Origin of the sequence: Candidatus Pelagisphaera phototrophica (assembly GCF_014529625.1) — a bacterium.
Classification (GTDB): Bacteria; Verrucomicrobiota; Verrucomicrobiia; order Opitutales; family Opitutaceae; genus Pelagisphaera; species Pelagisphaera phototrophica.
Map to the genome: position 1 here is coordinate 1,314,658 of NZ_CP076039.1, position 18,377 is coordinate 1,333,034.

Genomic DNA, 18,377 nt, shown 5'->3' on the forward strand with positions numbered 1-18,377 from the left:
GGTGGCGTTACTGCCTTCTGGCTAAATACATGAGAATTCCCAAGAAACCGACGAGAAGAGGTGGGCCCAGCCATATGAAATATCGAGAAAGCATGAGTTGTTCCATGCTCAGGTCCAGTTTTACCTTTTTTATCGGCCTTGGAGGAATGTTGAGCTGAGCGACTCGGTCGATGGCATAGTTGATCGCGTTGAGGGCGAGAAAGAGATTTCCTGAAGCTTGGATGCGATTATTCGCGATGAAACTTGAGGTGCCAATGACAATAAGCCGCCCTCCGGGAATGCTGATGCCTAGAGAGGAATCGACCTTTTTCTCTGAGACCGCTGCTACTCGGACGGGACCTTTTAAGTCGACGGCTGGGTCGAACTGGGGGAAGCCTTCGACGGCGTAGTTCTTTTCGCCCCAACTGTTGTCCGAAGTAGCCATCAGCTCTTTTATAATTAGAGATTCGTCGATCGGTCTTCCAGGATCTTCGCGAACGACGCGAGCCCGATCTGTAATTATGGACATGTTCAATTTCAGCAGTTTGTCTGTTATGGGGTGAGTCGCGAATCGTCGGACCATGAGGTCACCGCCGTCGATGAGGCTGCTTCGGCTGGCTTCGATGGCCAGCGCTTTGTCGGTCAGAAGCCCCCATTCAAAAAGCAGATCGTCTAGTCCATGATCTGCATCCGGCTCTAGTAATATCAATACGCGGCCGGACTCTTTTCGCAGAAAACTCTTCAGCAATTCTTGCTCTCGAGGAAGAATCCTCGTTTTCGGAGCGGGAATAACTACTAGCGCCGCGTCTTTGGGAATCTCTCTGTTCGCCGAAAAATCCAGGGTAGCGGTTCTCAAGTTTCGACTTTTCAGCTCGTCCATCAATTTGGAAATTCCCTGTGAGGGCGAGAAGTCGTTTGGGTTGAGTTCTCCGTGTCCAGTGGTGAAATAAATGACCGGAATCTCCTTTTGGGATATTTCCAGTATCGCGCGAGTGAAGATGTTTTCACCTAGAAACTCTCTTAGCTCGCCATTTTCAAGGCGGTAGAGCTCGTCAATTTGAATCGACTTAGGCGTCTCTAAACCCGGAGTTCTAAAGATAATCGCGTTATCCTCGCTAATGTTGAGCTCTTTAGTTCGTCTCGTTTGTTGGTAGATGTCTACGTATTCAACGCTAACGCGGTTCTCGCCTTGGTTTCGCGTTTCATATTCGTATTCGCTAAGCAAGGATTTGACGTCGTAATAGATGTCTCTAATGCCCAGATCTACATTTTGGTCTGAAAGCGTTACGATAATCTGAATCGGCTGTTCGAGCTGATGAAGATAGGCAACGGTTTGGGCTGAAAGGGTGTAGGTGCGACCGATCGTGGTATCGATTCGCTTGTAGGAACGCATGGCAATGGCGTTGACTGCCGCGAGAATGAGAAAGACCAATATGAACTGGGCGATCGTGTGAAACGTATCGACGATTCGGTTGGACTGATAGGATTCGATCAAGCTCATACAGCTAGCAACCTCCCTCCCGGTATTCTAGGATGATAATGCTCAAAAATAAAAAGGCCAATGAGCAGCTTGCATAGAGAACGATAGCCCTAGTGTCGATGATTCCAGATGAAAAGTCCCTCATATGTTGAAGGACGTCGGTGTGGTTGGCCAGAATCTCTACCCATCGAGGCTGGTCAATCCAAGGCAGAGCCATCTCATCGAGAAAGCTGCCGACAACAATGAATCCGAAAACAAGTGAAAAGCTGACAATGCCGGCAATGAGCTGGCTTCGAGTCAATGCGCTGGCGAATATCCCCAGACTGAGAAACAGCCCCCCACTGATGGCAACGTAAGCGTAGCCGCCGACAATTGGATACGGGTCAAACAAGGAGTCTTCCTGGACGAATGAATAAAACAGAATGTGAAAGCTCCCCGTGAACATCCAAAGTAGGGAGTAGTACAGGTATCCAGCGCAGAATTTCGAGAGAATGACTTCCGTTGCGGTGACCGGGGTCGTCATGAGTGTCTCGATCGTTCCGGTCGCTCTTTCCTCGGCGACACTCTTCATCGTGAGGAGGGGTACCATAAAGAAAACGGGAAGGAAAAAGAGCCGGAAAAAGGTGATGGATGGATTTTCCTCTTTGGGGTCGCTTGCATATTCGAGGAGAATCAGCTGAAACAGAAATCCCATGACGAGCAGGAATAGAAATGCGGCGATGTAGGTGCTCGGACTTATCAGGAGCTTCCAAATCTCGTTTCGGAGTAGCGTAATGAAATGTCTCATTCTATTGCTGCCCCGCTGTCGAAACCTCTTTTTCTTCGGTTCCCGAAACGATGCTCTCCGGTTTCTTAGTAAGATCTGTATCTAGGGTTTCCCAACTGCGGCGTGTGGCAGCAAGGAAGACATCTTCGAGAGGAGCTTCCCGCATTCTCAGGGACCTTGTTCGAATCAGGGGATTGTCTGACAAGCAACTAAAGAGCTTTTCCCCATAGTCGTGTCGGCCTGGAATGCGGATGGCCACCCTGGAAAAACCCCGCTCATCGGCTTCGGTGTACTGGGCGACTTCAAGATTGGAAGCTACATTTTTTAGCGACTTCAGAAGATCTCCCAGATCTCCATTGATCTCTAGCTCGTAGATCGTGGAGTCGATGAAGGTTTCCCGAAGCTCGTTGGGCGTGCCCTTGCCGACGATCTTTCCGCCGTTGATGATTATGACTTGGTCGCAGGTCATCTCGATTTCCGGGAGGATGTGACTGGAAATGATGACACTCATCTTTCCCCGCAGGCTCGCGATAAGATCGCGAATCATTATGACTTGATGGGGGTCCAGCCCAATCGTTGGCTCATCCATTATGATAACCTCCGGATGGGCTAGTATGGCGTCGGCGATGCCCACTCTTTGGCGGAAACCTTTTGAGAGTTTTCCGATTATGCGGTCGCGAGCCCTTGTGAGGTCGCACCGTTCCATGACTTCATCGACGCGTTTGCTGCGGTGGCGCAAAGGCAGCTCCTTAAGTCGGGCTCTCCATTTAAGGTATTCGCGCACCCGGAGCTCGAGCGGCAGTGGATTATTCTCCGGCATATAGCCAACGCGTCGCTTGATCTCGTGAGGCTCTGAAGCAACCGGGAACCCGCATATTCTTGCTATCCCAGAAGTAGCTCGCGTGTAACCAGTTAAGATACGCATTGTGGTACTTTTACCGGCTCCATTGGGCCCTAGAAATCCGAAAATCTGGCCCTTCTCAACCTTGAAGGAAATTCCAGCTACGGCTTCGAGCTTACCGAAACGTTTGCACAGGTTTTCGACTTCTATTGTATATTCCGTCTGGTCCACTTCCTAGGGCTAACTTATTTTGATCTCAACGATCCAAGAAACAATGAGAGGCTTCCGAATGGCCGCAATCCCAATATGTATTCGTTGAAAGAGGGAAGCGGGATGACCGAAATGTTGACCCACTTTAGCTTTGACCTCGACTTTTCGAATAACGTTCATTTTTCGATCGTAACCTCTCCCGCTCGTATGAGGAGCTTAGACCCATCCACCCGTTCCAAAACGAGCGCTCCATGGACGTCAATTCCGCGAGCGATTCCAGTGATCTTGTCTTTCCCTTGCAGGAGGCTGACCTCACGGCCCTGCAAAGCATCATAGGCGTTCCACTTTTCCTTCAATGCGGCTCTGTGCGAATCGGAAACAAATTGTTCGTATGCGAGCTCAATCCGACCGGCGAGAGCCGCGGTAAAGCGATTTATATCTTGAGCGGACCCGGTTTCCTGCCGGATGGACGTTGCGATCACTTTCAGGTCTTCAGGCCAGTCGTTTGTGTCCCCGTTTACGTTGAGGCCGATTCCGAGAACAACGTCGCGGGTTTGATCCGCATCCATACGGGCTTCCGTCAAAATTCCGGCGACTTTGCGTCCTTCGATGTGGATGTCGTTGGGCCACTTGATGTTGCTCTCAATTCTGAAGAAGGAATTGATGCATTCGCAAATGTTTACTCCCATCCAAAGAGTGAATGTCGATAACCTCGCTGGGGAGACCTCAGGGCGAAAAGCGAAACTGGCGTACAGGTTCCCATTGTCAGAACTGTGCCATCGCCGCCCTAGACGGCCGCGGCCCTCGGTTTGTTCGCGAGCGAGGACGAGGACAGGTGCTTCTTGGCCATTTGCCAGAAGACGCTCGGCCTCCGAATTGGTGCTGTCGATACGGTCGCGTACTACGACATTTAAATCTTTGGCGGCCCGGGGAAGCAAAGCCCGTATCAATGCTTCGTTCAGCGAGTCGGGGCGGAGGGTTAGTCGGTAGCCTTTACTGCGAACGGCTTCAAAATCAAAGCCCTGGGATCGTAGTTTTTCCATGTGTGACCATATGGCTACTCGGGAAATTCCCAGGCGTTCGGCAATATGGTTTCCGGATACGAATTCTTTTTTTGCTTCCAGAAGTTCGCGTAGTATCATGACCTCTTTCGTCAACATCTGATTCCTTGGTTTGGGGATAAATTAGACAGCATGAGGCCGAGTATTAAGTATCTGATGACGATTGGGGAGGTTGAAGGAACTTGGGTCTATCGGTTCATTCATTCCAATCTAATCCAATATCGACCCACACACTCTTGTGAACCAATGCTCCTGTCGATATGAAATCGCAGCCGAGAGGCGTTAAGTCTTGAAGGGTATCCAAAGTGACGTTACCGCTAATCTCGGTGACGGACTGATCGCCAATCAGCTCTTTCGCTTTCCTCAGGTCTGGTACAGAGAAATTATCCAACAGAATGATATCTACCTCTGCTTTGAGAGCTGCGGAAATCTGTTCGAGACGATCCACCTCCATTTCGACAAGCACACCCGGATTCGTCCGTCGAGATTGGGCCACCGCTTTAGCCGTTGCTCCCATGAGATCGTCACCGAATGCCGCTAGATGATTGTCCTTGAGCATGACCCGATCGAAGAGTCCCATACGATGGTTCCAGCCGCCGCCGCAGGCCACGGCGTATTTTTCCAGATAGCGGTATCCCGGTGTCGTCTTGCGGGTGTCGAGAATCCGAGTGCGAGAACCGCTAAGGGCATCGACGTAGGTTCGCGTGTTTGTTGCGATCCCGCTAAGGTGTTGAAGAAAATTGAGAAGCGTCCTCTCCGCGGTGAGGGCGGAGCGAGTGGGACCGCGAAGAGTGGCGATCGGATCCCCAGCAGCTAGGGTGGCGCCATCGTCGGCCAGGGCTGTGAGAGACAATTGAGGACTGAAAGCAGCTGTTAGCTGGGCGAGCTCGATACCACAGAGAGTCAGGGGCTGCCGGGCATGAAATGTGGCGGTGACTTCGTGGTCTTCTGGTACCAGGCAACTCGAAAGGTCCCCGGTAATCTTTGGCTTGTCGATGAGGCCGGAACAGAGTGTGTCCTCCTCGATGGCGAGAGCAATGAGTTCCTTAATGGGTTTTAGATCGAGCGCGTCCCAGCGTATTTGCTGGCAACACGATCGGAGGATCTCTTTTGTATTTCTAGTCACTGGATCAGGGTTATCTGATTCGAATGCCCTAACATAAAGTATAAAATCGCTCGGGAGCGAGCATCCTTCTCTTGAACCATGACAGCTGATGATTTTAAAGCCAGTGTGGAGACCGCGGATCGGCCGGATTCCGAACTAAATGACGTCCTAAAGGCGCTTTGGTACGATGCCAAAGGGGATTGGGAGAAAGCGCATGTGCTTTGCCAGAGCGCTGGCAATGGGGATGGCGATTGGGTGCACGCCTATTTGCATCGAGTGGAAGGAGACCTGCCCAATGCATCGTATTGGTACAGTCGGGCCAGCCAGTCTCGTTTCGAGGGGTCACTGTCGGAAGAATGGGAATCGATTGTGGCAGCGTTGTTGAATCGGTAGTCTTGGTTTACAGCTTACCTATCAAAATGAAGACCAGCGACTAAATTCTAACGGTAACCGAAAAGGCCTCGGTTTTTCCAGGACTGACCGTGTGAAGACCAATCTTGGTTTCCGGGCTGTTAGGCGGCCCCATCCAGGGCTCGATACAGTAGAAGCGAGCGGTGTCGGATTGAGTCCAGGTCACGACGGCGTACTCAGGATCCGGTTTCTCATCCGTGCCGATTTCGATTTCGATCTTGGAATGATCGTCCAGACATTTGCAAAGGATCTTCGGGCTGGTTAGACCGTAATGAATGCGGTCGACGAGTTCTGGATTGGCTAGAGATTCGACCTGCTTATTGCCCGTGACGGGGAAGAGGCTTCCGTCCGCCGCATGCCGACAGGCTTTGCCGGCAGGAATTTCGATCTGGTAGCTCTTGCGGGAAGCACCATCGGTCCAGGGTAGATTGAAGTAGAAATGATGCCCGGCAGACCAGGGGATGGGGATCTTGTCATTATTGCGCAGTCGAAGCTCAACGGTTAACGCCTTCTCTTCGAAGCGGTAGACAACTTCGAAATCGTAGTCGTAGGGATACACGTCCAACGCATTTTGATCGGGCAGAAAATGAGCGGCGAATCCCGTCTCGTCTATTCGGGTGAGTTCAAATTGGCCTTGCCGTGCAATTCCATGCATCGGCATCGGTCGCTTGGTTCCCTCTGAGTCTTCCCAGAAGTTGATCTCGCCCTGGTGGAAGGTGCGGGCGGAGAAGGGAAACAAGATCGGGTTTCCCCCACGAGCTTTCACTACTTCACGCTCATCTGAGAGTTCCGGCCAAGTGATGATATCACGGAAGGTACCATCCGGATAGGTGATGTTCCAATTCATGAGACGTGCCCCCGCCTCGGGCCAGGTTAAGAAGGTCGATGCCCCCACCTGCCACCTTCGAATGCTTGATCCTAAGTAGTCGATTTCCTCCATTTGCGAAGCGTGTTTAAAAACCGATTCGGCCAGGAATGCGAAACGAAATTGTCGTTTCGGTCATATATTTGGATCAGCCGATGGGAAATCTGGAATTTGTTGCAACCAATATCAGTCATGCAAGCGTTTGGATCGTTGTACTCTTAACCGCCTATCCTTGCTTTTTGATAATGAGTCAGACAAAATTGCCTACACTCCTGAAATGAAGTTCCGTTATGCATTCATATCTATATCAGCGATCTATTTTGCTAGCTTCGGCTTGCTTGCCCAAACGGAAGATTCGTCCTTAGCGGAAGAATCTTCACAGCCCGAGACGGTAACGGAAAATCCCTCCGAAAGGCTGGTTCAGAGCGATCCAGCTCTAGCTGTCCCCATTAATCCAGAGAAGACGCTTTCCGTTTATGTAATTCCGGTCAGAGACGCGATCGGTCAACCCACGCTTTTTGCCATTCGGTCTGGAATCAAAGATGCCATTGAAAAAAATGCGTCTCTGGTGATTTTGGAAATGGATACTCCAGGTGGGGAGCTGGGTGCGACGCTGGATATCATGAAAACGATCGACCGTTTTGAGGGGGGAACGGCTACTTTCATAAATGAGGAGGCGATTTCGGCAGGCGCGATCATCGCCTCGGTAACTCGGGACATTTACTTTACCCCAAGAGCGACGATGGGGAGCTCGGAAGTAGTGACGGGTTCGGGTCAGGACGTGGACGACTCGATGAAGCGAAAAATTAATGCCTTTCTAACCTCGAAAGTGGACGCTTATATCGGCGAGTATCGTTACCGTAGCCAAGTTCTGGAGGCGATGATTGATCCCGATGTGGAGCTGGTCATCGATGGGGAGACCCTTTCGAAGGAAGGCAAGCTTTTGAATTTGAATGCTCGTAGAGCCCATGAAAATTATGGAGACCCGCCACGGCCTCTCCTCGGCGCTGGAATTCATGATGATCTAGACTCCCTCATCGAATCGATTGCGGATGGAAGAGAGATCGTCAGGCACGATTTTGTAACGACCTGGTCCTTAAGCTTTGCGGCTCATTTGATGACTCTAAGCCCAGTGCTTTTAGGTTTGGGAATATTGGCCCTGCTTGTGGAATTCAAAACACCGGGATTTGGAGTTTTCGGGGTCGCAGGGATCGCGTTGATAGCGCTCGTTAATTTTGGACACAATGTTGCGGGGCTTTCGGGATACGAGGGTCTCATCATATTTGTGATAGGGGCACTCCTTGTCTTCATAGAATTGGTTTTCTTTCCAGGGGTCGTTTTTCTGGCATTACCAGGAATCATCATGATGTTGGGAGGCATTGTTTGGAGCATGGCCGACATGTGGCCGCAGGAAACTCCCGATTTCGACATTACATTCGACCTTTTCCTGACCCCTATTTACAATCTTTTTGGTGGTATCCTGATTGCGGTGGTCTTGTTCATGGCCTTAGCCCGTTTTTTGCCGAAATCGGTTTTCTGGGATCGAATGATACTCGCGGGATCGGTGGAAGGAGCGAGCCAAGGATTGGGTTCGATAAAGAGCGAGCGACCGGTTGCTGGGGCGGAAGGGATTGCCGTATCCGATCTTTTCCCGACGGGTGAGATCGAGATAGGTGGGCAGCGTTTTGAAGCTCGAGTGGAAGTGGGTTCCGTATCCAAAGGATCGCGAATTAGGATCTTAAGGTCGGACGTGTTTGGGTACTTTATAGAGGAGGTGAAGGCATGATTACGATCATTCTTCTCTTTCTCGCCGGCGTTATCCTCATTGGTAGCGAAGTTTTCCTGCCCGGTGGAATTCTTGGGGCAATCGGGGGGGCTTTAATGATCGGAGGGATTGCTGTCTCCTACACTGAATTTGGCTCGTTTATCGCGTTTATCTCAACCATTGTAGCAATTACATTAGTAGTTCTGGCACTCTTTTTTGAATTTAAAATACTGCCCAAAACCCCTATGGGGAAACAGTTGTTCATGTCAGGATCGATTAAAGATTCTACAACATATTCAAAAGCCGGCGACGACGTAGTCGGTCAGACAGGGCGGACCGTCACCGCATTGGGTCCAACCGGTTTTGTGCTCTTGGGTGGTAAAAAGCTGGAAGCGGCTTCGAAGTCTGGCTTCATTGAAAAAAACGAAGAAGTCAAAGTGACTGGAAAAGACAATTTTAGAATAACCGTATCCAAATTATAACGAAACTTAGCTCAATGAAATTCAATATGCCATACTCATTTGCCTTCGTCGAAGGCCTCTCATTAATCGTCATTGTTCCGATCCTGCTCGTATTGTTGGTGTTGGGGTTCGTCGTCATCTCTTTTTTCAATACGTGGCTCAAGGCGATGCTAGCCAAAGCGCCGGTTGGTTTTCTCAATATTATCGCGATGAAATTGCGAGGAGTTCCCTACGGTCTAGTGGTAGACGCTCGAATAACTGCGGTCAAGGCGGGCGTTGAACTTTCGACTGATGATTTAGAAGCCCATTTTTTAGCAGGAGGAAATTTGATTCCTACAGTGCAAGCGATTATCGCGGCGATGAAAGCTGGGATTAGTTTAGACTGGTCTCGTGCTTGTGCCATCGATTTGGCAACAAAAGGGTCGGGCAAATCGGTTGTTGAAGCGGTTCGAACCTCAGTGGACCCTAAAGTGATCGACTGTCCTAGCCAGGAAGGGGCGAAAAAGTCGATCGATGGGGTTGCCAAAGACGGTATCCAAGTTAAGGCGAAAGCTCGTGTAACTGTGCGGACCAATTTAGAACGCTTCGTCGGTGGAGCGAAAGAAGAGACGATTATTGCTCGTGTCGGTGAGGGTATTGTAACAACAATTGGATCTGCGGATACTTATAAGGTGGTTCTTGAGTCACCCGATTCTATATCAAAAGTTGTGCTTAATCGCGGTCTGGATGTTGGAACTGCATTTGAGATTCTGTCGATCGATATTGCGGATGTCGATGTCGGCGCTAATGTCGGAGCGTCTTTGCAAGAAGCGCAAGCGGAGGCCAATAAGAATATGGCTCAGGCCCAAGCCGAAATTCGAAGGGCTGCCGCAGTCGCGGTCGAGCAGGAAATGAAGGCTCGAGTACAGGAAATGAGAGCGAAGGTAGTTGAGGCTGAGGCACAAGTCCCTCTTGCGATGGCAGAGGCTTTCCGTAGTGGCAACCTGGGGGTCATGGACTACTACAAGATGAAAAACATCGATTCTGACACCCGTATGCGTGACTCCATCGCTGAACCTGGCAAGAGCGAGGAAGATTTGGATTCTGATCGATAATTTGTTCTTAGAGTCCTAGTCTAATGGATACTTGGTTTTTAGATAATCTGGAAAAGCTTGTTCCGATAGTTATCGCTTTGCTATATTTTTTAGGGACAAGCAAAGTTAAAAAGAATGCGGAAGAAGAGGTGGCTCCAGATCCGGAAGCGGATAATCGGGCACGAAAAATCCAGGAAGAGATTCGGCGAAAGATTATTGAGCGACAGCAGAGAGGTAATGCTCCGGTGCAGCGGGAGAACCCACCTGATTTACCAAGACCTGAAGTCGCTCAGCCTCTTAATACCGAAACGGGAAAATCTTCCAGAGAATTCACAGAGGTAGAAGTATTCCCTAGATCGGAGGAGAGTGCTCTTCCTCCATTCTCCAAGGAAACAAATCTACTGGATTTCTACGAGGAACAGCGTAAGGAAGCCGAAGAGCGTCTTCGAAAGTCGCGTGAAATCTCGGCCCAAGCACGTTTAAGCGATGTCGGTACTGCATACGAACGTCCCATTACTAATGAAATGCAGAACGCTCTGAACTTTCAACGACACGCTCGAGTTTTGGACGGTCTCGATGATCCGGAGGCTTTACGACGGGCTATTGTGCTCAAAGAGATTCTCGACTCACCCGTAGCCCTAAGACAGATTGGGTAGGTAAGGACGACAAAAATTGGAGACCTCTTTGGCTCGCTCGCGCCAAATATGAAGATCGAATTATTAGCGATTTGCGATGCTGCGACCGATTATCAAGGTCGGCTCAATGTACTGGGAGTCTTTGAGGGAATCGCCGCTCCCAAGACGCCGGTCGTTCGAGAGCGGTGCTGTATCGTGACTCGCCTAAGGTTTGGGAGGAATGAGGTGGGCCCCCATCAGTTGAAAATCAGTCTACGCAACAGCAAAGGCGTACAACTGATGCCTGAAATGAAGGCGAATTTCTCAGTAAAAGTTCCGCCCAACCGGGCCTCTGTCGCAGTTAATATGGTTCTGAACCTCAACAAGTTGAAAATTGAAGAGTTTGGAAACCATGAAATCGCTCTTTCTATGGATGAGACTCTCCAAGGAACCGTTCCTTTAACGGTAGCTCGCGCAATGAAGAAGCAAGTGCGTGGAACGATGGATAATTGAGGACTTTCCCTCTCCCGTTTTACTGCACTAGATGAGCAAGTTGTTTTTTGAGCGCTTCCGGTGATCGAGCGGGGAGCTGGCAGACAAAGTTTTCGCACAAATAGGCGGTCGGTTTCCCCTCGATGGCTTGAGCGCTCTGAATAAGTGGGAGATGCTGCCAGATAAACCTCTGACTGGTGCCTGTCATGATGGCTTTCAGTGAAGCCAAAGTCATTTGTCTGGCTTTCTCTCGCTGAACGTCGCTGACCTCCTTTACTACGTTTGTTTTGAGTAGAAAGGAGAGGTTGGCGGCACTGGGAAAATTGGGACCGGCTCCACACTACCCTGATCCTTCTTCCACATATCGTGAATACGGCTAAGCAGTTCGGGAAATGTGGCGACTTGCGTTCCTCTTCTCCGGTCTGGAGGAAAGTAGGTACCGCCAAAAAAGGGTTTACGGTCTGGGGTGAGCCAAACGTTGAGGGGCCAACCTCCACTACCGGTCAGTTGCTGAACGAAGTTCATGTAAACGCCGTCGACGTCGGGACGCTCTTCGCGGTCGACTTTGATACAAACGAAATAATCATTGAGATAGGCGGCTATTTCGGGTTTGGAAAACGACTCGCGATTCATCACGTGACACCAGTGGCAAGTGGAGAAGCCGATCGAGAGAAGAACGACTTTTCTTCCGCTTTCGCTTTTTCGAACGCCTAGTCACCCCATGGGAACCAGTCTACCGAATTTTAGGCGTACTGTTGCAGATAGAGCGATTGCTCTGACAGGAGCCGATTGGGGGTGGCGTCAGACGGGGAGGTTTCCGCGGAGACCCATATACCGCTAAGCGTGAGAGCGGTGATGATCACGGATTGAGTGGCGTTGCGGCCTAGCATATAACTAGAGACAGGATTAGTGAGAGGGCCTGCAAGCTTATTTGGCAGCCGATGCTCTTCAGGCCGCGAAGGAGGCGGATCTCCTGTCCAGAACGTTTTAGGGATGGAAAAATATGCCTATGAATGGATTGCGGCTTGCTAGAACGGGATAAATAAAGTGGCTTTGTTGAGCGATTTGCTTGCCAGGAATCGACCTGGAAGGAGGCGCGATTTTTGAAGAAGACCCAATTGCACAATCCTCCGTTTGAGAATCCCTCAATGCTGAATCCTCGATATCAAATTAAGTGCCTAACTATTAGGAACTTATTGGCTAGGCTCTGATGTTAGGTTCCCTTTCATATTATGAGAAATCTTCTGGCTCGGTATTTTATCGAGCTACCAAGAAAGAGTTAATTCTCTTTCTGTTTTCTGCATTTCTGTTTCTGCTTGGGTGTTATCGAATGTCCGTTGCGGGATCACCCGAGCTGGGTGAAAACGTATCAAGTTTCCTTGCGGGGGCTGTGTTGGCATCGGTCGGTTTTTTTCTGAGCTGGTTCAATGGAAAAGGTTGGATGTGGCTCATGATTGGCGTAGCGGTCGTAGGCCGACTTTTGTTTCTGCCACTGCCCGCTTCTGAAGATCTGGTCCGGGGAATGTGGGAAGGTGAAGTTTTGGATTCAAACTTCAATCCTTATCAGGTTGCGCCGGGAGCCCAGGAACTGGAATTGCTGCGCGGCGATGTGTGGGAACGGATAAGAGATAAAGATGAGGTTTCAAGCCAGCCGCCGTTTAGCCTAGCTATATTTAGGCTTCTGCATGGGATGGGTTTTAATGAGTGGGGTATCAAAACGATACTAGTCGTAGTAGATATTTGGATATGCATCATTCTGGCAATGCGATACGGCTCCCGGAAAGCTGCCTTATACGGGTGGAATCCTTTGGTTGTGTTTTCAGTAGCAGGGGAAGGGCATTTGGAAAGCCTGATGCTCCTGCCCGCCTTGGGGGGATTCCTCATTTGGGAAGCTTGGGTTGACCGGAAAGGAGGTGCAGTCATAATCAGCACCAATGGAGGGTTGAGTGGTGGGCCTGGTCAAATGGTTAGCTTCGCGGCACTGTTAATGGGACTCGCGGCTGCCATGAATCTTGTCTTTCTACCTATCGTTATTTGGATGTTTTGGCGCGTCCTAGTAAAATCGGGCATCAAAACAGGAATAGCCATTTTGCTTGTGGGCTTGATCCCATTGATCGCGTTCAATGGTTGGGGCTCGGTATCGCTGAACACAGATTTGAAGATGATCTCGCCCTTTTCAGCGAGCGTCTTCCCCGATACTTTGTCACTCGTTCCAGGAACCTTGAGCCGGATAGGTGTCGGATTGAGTCCCGAATTTTTCTTCTGGCTTGTTCTCGTGATATCCTTGTTGTTGGTATTCCGAAACTCGAGCATGGAGCGTTTCGCGAATCTCTACACAGGGACCTATCTCGTCTTGGCAGTAGCGGTTTATCCGTCGAGCTTTTTGTGGATGGCCCCCTTTGCTCTAGGAACGATGCACTTAGGTTTTCGTTTGGTTTCTTTGTCCGCATTTATTTATTACGCATCCTATCTTGGGGGAGAGGGGCCTGTGGCGCTTGGCTCTTGGTACAGCGTCGCATTGTGGATACCCTTTCTGATCGGCATCCTGTGGTACGTGCTCACATGCGGTTCGAAGAGCAGTGGATTTTATGTCCGTTCCTACTAGGGCGATCCTCATGTACAGGGCGCCCTAATTGGGATGCGTAAAAACGAGACTCGCCAAGAGTGTTGGCGACCGGGCAGCCTTGGAACTCTACCGGTGGATGGGGATCCGGCAATTGAATGTGATCCCAGCCGAATGGGAGACGGAGATTCGGTTTTCGCAGGGTGGCCATGAATCGATGATGAGAGAGTGGCTCGGTTCTCGGTCGCTTATGAGGCCCCAGGGCGAGGGAGATTTGGGGGATTGGATGATACGAGCCGCTCGATCGTGTTAGGAGGACGGCGTTGAGAGAAAGATTATTTTTCTGGGAGCAGACTGCCTCGGGCTTGACGAGCCAGCTTTGCAGAAGGCCGCTTTGGCATTGGACTGCTCCGACTTCGTCTTGGGTCCCGCATCGGATGGAGGATACTATTTACTAGGTATTAAGTCCTTGGAACCTTCAGTATTCCATGGAATCAATTGGGGAAGTCCGTCTGTCTTAAAAGAGACCATCGATCGAATACGGTTGCTGGACAAAGCGGTGAAACTGTTGGAACAACGCGTAGACGTGGATGATTGGGAGGACCTGTTAAGCCAACGCAAATTTGTAGATGCAGATCTCTGGCAGTGCTTGTCTCTCCCCGATACTTAAGGTTTCGATATTCTAGTATTCATCCACGGTTCTCAGTTGGATGCTGTCGATGACACGATCGCTTGCAAGGGTATCTGAGACGAGCACTATTTTATCACCGGACTTCAAGTACCCGCGTGTTACTAGAACCTTCATGGCCCGAGCCACGGTGGCTTCTGGCTCGGTGCAGAAAATCATCTGGAAGGGTACGACTCCGTGATGGAGGCGTAGTTTTCGAACGGTATCGAATGAATTGGTAAACGCGAATATAGGCGAGGTTCGTGGTCGTTGAGCGGATACCCCGCGAGCCATGGAACCGCTTCGCGTAAAACAGAGAATCGCAACCGCATCCAACTCGTTGGCCATGATGACAGCCGAATGTTGGATACGAGCCTTGTCAGTAATGAGGGCAAGTTCCTGGGCGAAGTTGAATTTCTTTCCTTCCTGATCGATTGCTTTGGATATTTTCGTAAGCGCTTCCACGCATTGGATCGGGTATTTGCCAATTGTGGTCTCACCAGAAAGCATGACACAGTCAGCTTCTTCTTCGATGGCGATGGCAACATCCGAGACTTCGGCTCGAGTCGGAATCGGATTGGAAATCATCGATTCAAGCATGTGGGTTGCGATGATGACCGGCTTGCCCGAGCGAAGGCAGGACTTCACTGCATTGTGCTGGATAATGGGCAGAGTCTCGAACGGGCACTCGATGCCTAAGTCACCGCGAGCGACCATGAGGGCATCTGATTCTCCGATGATCCCTTCTAAGTTGGTAATTGCTGACTGGTCCTCAATTTTGGCGACAATGCGTGCGTCGTGACCTCCATTTTCGTCGAGAAATCCTCTAAGGATTCTTATGTCGTTTTCTTCGCGCACGAAAGAAAGGGCAAAAAGATCAACGCCTTCCTCGATTCCCACCAAGGCATCTCCTTGGTCCTTTTCGGTGAGAGGAGGTAAGTCGACTTTGAATCCGGGTAGGTTGATGTGCCGCCGACTGTGAAGCTCGCCCGGGATGATCACTTTGCAGCGAATTCGTTGGTCGTTTTTCTCAAGTACCTCAAGACGGATGAGCCCGTTGTCTACGAGGATATCACCGCCAACTTCAATCCCTCTTGCGAGATTGGGGTAGTTGACACTGACTGAGCGAAAATCTTCAGACAATGGCGCATCAGGCGAGACGATGAAATCGAAGAGCTGGCCGACTTCGAGCACGATTGGCTTTTCGACCACTCCGGTGCGAATCTCCGGTCCCTTGATATCCATCATGATGGAAAGGGGGCGCTCGATCTTTTCGCCGATACTTCGAATGCGACGGCAAACCTTACGCACATAGTCGTGGTTCGCATGAGCCATGTTGATGCGACACACATCGACAAAGTGAACCGACATCAAAGTCTCGAGAATTTCTTCGCTATCGGTAGAGGGACCGATGGTGAAGACGATTTTTGTCCGTCGCGCTCTTCGAGGTGGATTGTGAATCATAGTAATTAGGTTAGGGATCCTAAATAAGCGAATGGAGGGACAATCTGTCGGCGTAAGTAGATGCCCAACGATCAAACCAAACGTAAGGCTGAGCCTTCGCCCGCTTCGATGGTATCGATACGATAAGAGGATCGCTGTCTCAAACCGGAAAATACATTTTGGATAGCGTCGGCACTGTTGCAGTCTCGGCTCAAGTGGGCGAGGAAAACCTGGCTCCAGCTTGGGCTATCGATCGATTCGAGCAGATCGCAAGCCGCCCGATTGGAAAGGTGGCCGTGCCGGCCGCTGATGCGCTGTTTGATTGACCAGGGGCGTTTTTCGTCCCGTTCAAGCAATTGAGGGCAATAGTTGGATTCGACGATGAGCGTATCAACATCTCGAATGCGCTCGGCAATACCGACAGGGGCAAACCCAAGGTCGGTTAGCCAGGCGAGACTGCGGATGGGGGAAAACAGGTCGTCGCCGCGGCCGCTCTTGAACTTGAATCCGACTGGATCGTGGGCATCGTGCGGCACCGAAAAGCTTTCAACGGTAAGATCTCGAAACTCGAATGTCGATCCGGTGTTGAAGATCTTCCAGTCAGGCCTGTGCTTTAGCTTGGGCTGAACCGCCTTAGCCGTCATGATATTGGCGAACACGACTGGATTGAATTTCTTGGCGAATGTAGAAATGCCCGCGGTATGATCGCTGTGTTCGTGGGTGATGAATATGGCGTCGATTTCTTCGGGCTGGACACCGCGTTCCTCGAGCATGCCGCAGATTCGTTTACAGCTAAAACCGGCGTCCACGAGGACTTTGCAGTTTTCCGTGATCAAGAGTCCGCTATTGCCGGAACTGCTACTGCCAAGGATCGAGAACTGCATGGACATCGAAGAACACAATGACGCGGAGACACGGCGGAACTCAAATGCGAAATGGAAGGGGGGCAAAATTGTTCGAAAGCGGGATTCGTTCTACAGCGAAATTGATGCTGATGAGTTCTGTTTTCGCAGTCGCTCTCTGCGCTGGACGAAGAAGTAGATGATAGCTCCGAGCAGTTGGGTGAATAGGATTACGAGCACCCAGATCAATTTGTTGTTTCCCTCATCCGATTCGTGTTTGATGCAATCGACCAGCATCCAGATCCAAAAACCGAGGAGGGAAAAACCCACGAGACCCATACACACGAAAAGGAAAACGGGGAGTATAAGTGAAATGTCTTGGGCGGAGGATTCCATGGAAGATGTTGTGATCGGAAGCTAGGAGGGTTTGGAGACTCGGTGTCAATAGATGGAATTTTTGGATTTTTCTTTTTCAGAGGGATATTTCAAGGTAAAGATCAAGGGATCGGGTTGTGTGATCGTGATGAACCTTCCTCGATAGGGTACGAAATCGATCTAGTTCGTTACTTTGGAATAAAAGGCAGAGCTTGCCTTTTTTTTTTCGGGGTATCTAGTGGCTGATTGCTAATTTCGGATCGTGGCGGGTCTGGCAGGTTGCTGGCGGATATGCGACGATTTGGGGGCGAGAGCCGTCAATGGGGCAGTTGGAACGTTGAATCCACTGCTCAGCCGACTGTTTTTATTTTGTAAGTTTATGTCCACTAAAGATAAGCCAAAAATGTACCTGCATAAGACCGAAGCCGAAGCAAAGGCTCCGATCGCGCGTGGGTACGATGCTTTGTTCCGACCCTCGGAGGAATACCGGGACTCGATGCCAGATATAATGGATTCGGTGGAGTTGATGCATGGAGCTTCCGTTCCGATCCAGCAAGTAGGTGTCTCCAACTTTCGTTTGCCATTGAAGTACCGCCGACTTGATGGATCGGAAATTGAACTCGAAACTAGCGTAGTAGGGACCGTTTCCTTGGAAGCGAGTCTCAAGGGGATCAACATGTCCCGTATCATGCGTTCGTTCTACGAGCACAAAGATGAGGCGTTCACTTTAGACACGATCAAGCAGGTGCTAGATAAATTTCGGGAAAAGGTGGAGAGTTTGGATGCCCGTGTGGCATTGCGTTTTAATTACCCGATTGCTCAGGAAAGTTTAAGAAGTGGCTTGAATGGATACCAATACTATCAAAGCGCTCTAGAAGGTCGACTTTCGAAGATGGGGGTATTCGAGAAACGAATTGTTTTCGACTTCATCTATTCGTCGGCCTGTCCCTGCTCAGCTGAGTTGGCGGAACATGCTCGCGATGTGCGAAACGTTTATTCAATTCCCCACTCCCAGCGAAGCAAGGCGCGGATTTGGGTCACGCTTGCTGAAGGGGCGGACTTGTCTTTAGAAGAGATTCAAGGGCACTGCGTAAATGGGCTGAAGACCGAAACACAAGTGATGGTCAAGCGAGAGGACGAGCAAGCCTTCGCCGAGTTGAACGGGGCCCACATTAAATTTGTCGAGGATGCCGCGAGGTCGATTTTTAAAGAATTGAATGCAGATCCCCGTATCGCCGACTTTCAGGTAGCGTGTTCGCATTTGGAATCGCTGCATTCGCACGACGCGGTGTCTGTTATTTGCAAAGGAGTTGAAGGGGGTCACCAAGCAGACTTTTCAGACTTCAACGATTTAATTTGCTAGC

Annotated in this window: 21 protein-coding genes; 9 read left to right on the forward strand and 12 right to left on the reverse strand. The window is 50.3% G+C overall.

What is annotated here, in order from left to right; all coding sequences use genetic code 11:
• Positions 1-7 precede the first annotated feature (7 nt).
• The 6 genes from GA004_RS05695 to nadC all read right to left on the reverse strand — a co-directional run bounded on the left by GA004_RS05695 (position 8) and on the right by nadC (position 5,463).
• Positions 8-1,480, reverse strand: coding sequence for a GldG family protein (locus tag GA004_RS05695; RefSeq protein WP_283396343.1), 1,473 nt, complete (start codon positions 1,478-1,480; stop codon positions 8-10).
• 4 nt (positions 1,481-1,484) lie between these two features.
• Positions 1,485-2,246 (reverse strand): ABC transporter permease, encoded by a 762-nt coding sequence (locus GA004_RS05700; protein WP_283396344.1) that lies wholly within the window; start codon positions 2,244-2,246, stop codon positions 1,485-1,487.
• A gap of 1 nt (position 2,247) precedes the next feature.
• Positions 2,248-3,297: an ABC transporter ATP-binding protein gene (locus GA004_RS05705; protein WP_283396345.1), complete on the reverse strand. Its 1,050-nt coding sequence runs from the start codon at positions 3,295-3,297 to the stop codon at positions 2,248-2,250.
• 9 nt (positions 3,298-3,306) lie between these two features.
• A complete protein-coding gene (locus GA004_RS05710; RefSeq protein WP_283396346.1) occupies positions 3,307-3,456 on the reverse strand; it encodes a hypothetical protein in 150 nt (49 codons plus the stop codon).
• On the reverse strand, positions 3,453-4,436 hold the full coding sequence (locus tag GA004_RS05715; RefSeq protein WP_283396347.1) for a biotin--[acetyl-CoA-carboxylase] ligase: 984 nt from the start codon (positions 4,434-4,436) through the stop codon (positions 3,453-3,455). The genes GA004_RS05710 and GA004_RS05715 overlap by 4 nt, the downstream gene beginning before the upstream one ends.
• Positions 4,437-4,533: 97 nt before the next feature.
• Positions 4,534-5,463, reverse strand: coding sequence for a carboxylating nicotinate-nucleotide diphosphorylase (nadC, locus tag GA004_RS05720; protein WP_283396348.1), 930 nt, complete (start codon positions 5,461-5,463; stop codon positions 4,534-4,536).
• A 78-nt stretch (positions 5,464-5,541) separates the two neighbouring features.
• On the opposite strand from nadC, the gene GA004_RS05725 reads away from it, so the two are divergent.
• The gene (locus tag GA004_RS05725) at positions 5,542-5,835 is read left to right on the forward strand and encodes a hypothetical protein (protein WP_283396349.1); all 294 of its coding nucleotides are present in this window, start codon (positions 5,542-5,544) and stop codon (positions 5,833-5,835) included.
• 40 nt (positions 5,836-5,875) lie between these two features.
• Here GA004_RS05725 and GA004_RS05730 read toward each other — a convergent pair whose 3' ends face one another.
• Positions 5,876-6,793, reverse strand: coding sequence for an aldose epimerase family protein (locus tag GA004_RS05730; protein ID WP_283396350.1), 918 nt, complete (start codon positions 6,791-6,793; stop codon positions 5,876-5,878).
• A 202-nt stretch (positions 6,794-6,995) separates the two neighbouring features.
• On the opposite strand from GA004_RS05730, the gene GA004_RS05735 reads away from it, so the two are divergent.
• From GA004_RS05735 to GA004_RS05755, 5 genes are read left to right on the forward strand one after another with little or no spacing between them, the layout of a single operon-like run.
• Positions 6,996-8,504: an NfeD family protein gene (locus GA004_RS05735; RefSeq protein WP_283396351.1), complete on the forward strand. Its 1,509-nt coding sequence runs from the start codon at positions 6,996-6,998 to the stop codon at positions 8,502-8,504.
• The gene (locus GA004_RS05740; protein WP_283396352.1) at positions 8,501-8,965 is read left to right on the forward strand and encodes an NfeD family protein; all 465 of its coding nucleotides are present in this window, start codon (positions 8,501-8,503) and stop codon (positions 8,963-8,965) included. Before GA004_RS05735 ends, GA004_RS05740 begins: the two co-directional genes overlap by 4 nt.
• Positions 8,966-8,991: 26 nt before the next feature.
• Positions 8,992-10,038, forward strand: a complete 1,047-nt coding sequence (gene floA / locus GA004_RS05745) for a flotillin-like protein FloA (protein WP_283396353.1) — start codon at positions 8,992-8,994, stop codon at positions 10,036-10,038.
• A gap of 23 nt (positions 10,039-10,061) precedes the next feature.
• The gene (locus GA004_RS05750) at positions 10,062-10,673 is read left to right on the forward strand and encodes a hypothetical protein (protein WP_283396354.1); all 612 of its coding nucleotides are present in this window, start codon (positions 10,062-10,064) and stop codon (positions 10,671-10,673) included.
• Positions 10,674-10,721: 48 nt separating this feature from the next.
• On the forward strand, positions 10,722-11,144 hold the full coding sequence (locus tag GA004_RS05755) for a DUF6941 family protein (RefSeq protein WP_283396355.1): 423 nt from the start codon (positions 10,722-10,724) through the stop codon (positions 11,142-11,144).
• Positions 11,145-11,399: 255 nt separating this feature from the next.
• Here the strand turns inward: GA004_RS05755 and GA004_RS17940 are convergent, their stop codons facing one another.
• The gene (locus GA004_RS17940) at positions 11,400-11,789 is read right to left on the reverse strand and encodes a DUF255 domain-containing protein (protein WP_343218843.1); all 390 of its coding nucleotides are present in this window, start codon (positions 11,787-11,789) and stop codon (positions 11,400-11,402) included.
• A gap of 77 nt (positions 11,790-11,866) precedes the next feature.
• Positions 11,867-12,013 carry a hypothetical protein gene (locus GA004_RS05765; RefSeq protein ID WP_283396357.1) on the reverse strand — a complete coding sequence of 49 codons (147 nt, stop codon included), beginning with the start codon at positions 12,011-12,013 and terminating at the stop codon, positions 11,867-11,869.
• 320 nt (positions 12,014-12,333) lie between these two features.
• Between GA004_RS05765 and GA004_RS05770 the strand changes: the two genes are divergently transcribed.
• Both GA004_RS05770 and GA004_RS05775 read left to right on the forward strand, forming a co-directional pair.
• The gene (locus tag GA004_RS05770; protein WP_283396358.1) at positions 12,334-13,728 is read left to right on the forward strand and encodes a hypothetical protein; all 1,395 of its coding nucleotides are present in this window, start codon (positions 12,334-12,336) and stop codon (positions 13,726-13,728) included.
• A gap of 295 nt (positions 13,729-14,023) precedes the next feature.
• Positions 14,024-14,356, forward strand: coding sequence for a DUF2064 domain-containing protein (locus GA004_RS05775; protein WP_283396966.1), 333 nt, complete (start codon positions 14,024-14,026; stop codon positions 14,354-14,356).
• A 12-nt stretch (positions 14,357-14,368) separates the two neighbouring features.
• On the opposite strand, the gene pyk is transcribed toward GA004_RS05775, so the two are convergent.
• From pyk to GA004_RS05790, 3 genes are all read right to left on the reverse strand, one after another.
• Positions 14,369-15,817: a pyruvate kinase gene (gene pyk, locus GA004_RS05780; RefSeq protein ID WP_283396359.1), complete on the reverse strand. Its 1,449-nt coding sequence runs from the start codon at positions 15,815-15,817 to the stop codon at positions 14,369-14,371.
• Positions 15,818-15,888: 71 nt separating this feature from the next.
• On the reverse strand, positions 15,889-16,680 hold the full coding sequence (locus GA004_RS05785; protein ID WP_283396360.1) for an MBL fold metallo-hydrolase: 792 nt from the start codon (positions 16,678-16,680) through the stop codon (positions 15,889-15,891).
• Positions 16,681-16,770: 90 nt separating this feature from the next.
• On the reverse strand, positions 16,771-17,034 hold the full coding sequence (locus GA004_RS05790) for a PLD nuclease N-terminal domain-containing protein (RefSeq protein WP_283396361.1): 264 nt from the start codon (positions 17,032-17,034) through the stop codon (positions 16,771-16,773).
• Between the two features lie 358 nt (positions 17,035-17,392).
• Between GA004_RS05790 and folE2 the strand changes: the two genes are divergently transcribed.
• Positions 17,393-18,376: a GTP cyclohydrolase FolE2 gene (gene folE2, locus GA004_RS05795; RefSeq protein ID WP_283396362.1), complete on the forward strand. Its 984-nt coding sequence runs from the start codon at positions 17,393-17,395 to the stop codon at positions 18,374-18,376.
• Position 18,377: the final 1 nt, after the last annotated feature.

What these genes read in the sequence shown, in the direction of transcription:
- GA004_RS05695 (WP_283396343.1), bottom strand. Translation starts at nt 1,480, where the DNA reads ATGAGCTTGATCGAATCCTATCAGTCCAACCGAATCGTCGATACGTTT.
- GA004_RS05700 (WP_283396344.1), bottom strand. Translation starts at nt 2,246, where the DNA reads ATGAGACATTTCATTACGCTACTCCGAAACGAGATTTGGAAGCTCCTG.
- GA004_RS05710 (WP_283396346.1), bottom strand. Translation starts at nt 3,456, where the DNA reads ATGAACGTTATTCGAAAAGTCGAGGTCAAAGCTAAAGTGGGTCAACAT.
- GA004_RS05715 (WP_283396347.1), bottom strand. Translation starts at nt 4,436, where the DNA reads ATGTTGACGAAAGAGGTCATGATACTACGCGAACTTCTGGAAGCAAAA.
- GA004_RS05725 (WP_283396349.1), top strand. Translation starts at nt 5,542, where the DNA reads ATGACAGCTGATGATTTTAAAGCCAGTGTGGAGACCGCGGATCGGCCG.
- GA004_RS05730 (WP_283396350.1), bottom strand. Translation starts at nt 6,793, where the DNA reads ATGGAGGAAATCGACTACTTAGGATCAAGCATTCGAAGGTGGCAGGTG.
- GA004_RS05735 (WP_283396351.1), top strand. Translation starts at nt 6,996, where the DNA reads ATGAAGTTCCGTTATGCATTCATATCTATATCAGCGATCTATTTTGCT.
- GA004_RS05740 (WP_283396352.1), top strand. Translation starts at nt 8,501, where the DNA reads ATGATTACGATCATTCTTCTCTTTCTCGCCGGCGTTATCCTCATTGGT.
- floA (WP_283396353.1), top strand. Translation starts at nt 8,992, where the DNA reads ATGCCATACTCATTTGCCTTCGTCGAAGGCCTCTCATTAATCGTCATT.
- GA004_RS05750 (WP_283396354.1), top strand. Translation starts at nt 10,062, where the DNA reads ATGGATACTTGGTTTTTAGATAATCTGGAAAAGCTTGTTCCGATAGTT.
- GA004_RS05755 (WP_283396355.1), top strand. Translation starts at nt 10,722, where the DNA reads ATGAAGATCGAATTATTAGCGATTTGCGATGCTGCGACCGATTATCAA.
- GA004_RS05765 (WP_283396357.1), bottom strand. Translation starts at nt 12,013, where the DNA reads ATGCTAGGCCGCAACGCCACTCAATCCGTGATCATCACCGCTCTCACG.
- GA004_RS05770 (WP_283396358.1), top strand. Translation starts at nt 12,334, where the DNA reads ATGTTAGGTTCCCTTTCATATTATGAGAAATCTTCTGGCTCGGTATTT.
- pyk (WP_283396359.1), bottom strand. Translation starts at nt 15,817, where the DNA reads ATGATTCACAATCCACCTCGAAGAGCGCGACGGACAAAAATCGTCTTC.
- GA004_RS05785 (WP_283396360.1), bottom strand. Translation starts at nt 16,680, where the DNA reads ATGCAGTTCTCGATCCTTGGCAGTAGCAGTTCCGGCAATAGCGGACTC.
- GA004_RS05790 (WP_283396361.1), bottom strand. Translation starts at nt 17,034, where the DNA reads ATGGAATCCTCCGCCCAAGACATTTCACTTATACTCCCCGTTTTCCTT.
- folE2 (WP_283396362.1), top strand. Translation starts at nt 17,393, where the DNA reads ATGTCCACTAAAGATAAGCCAAAAATGTACCTGCATAAGACCGAAGCC.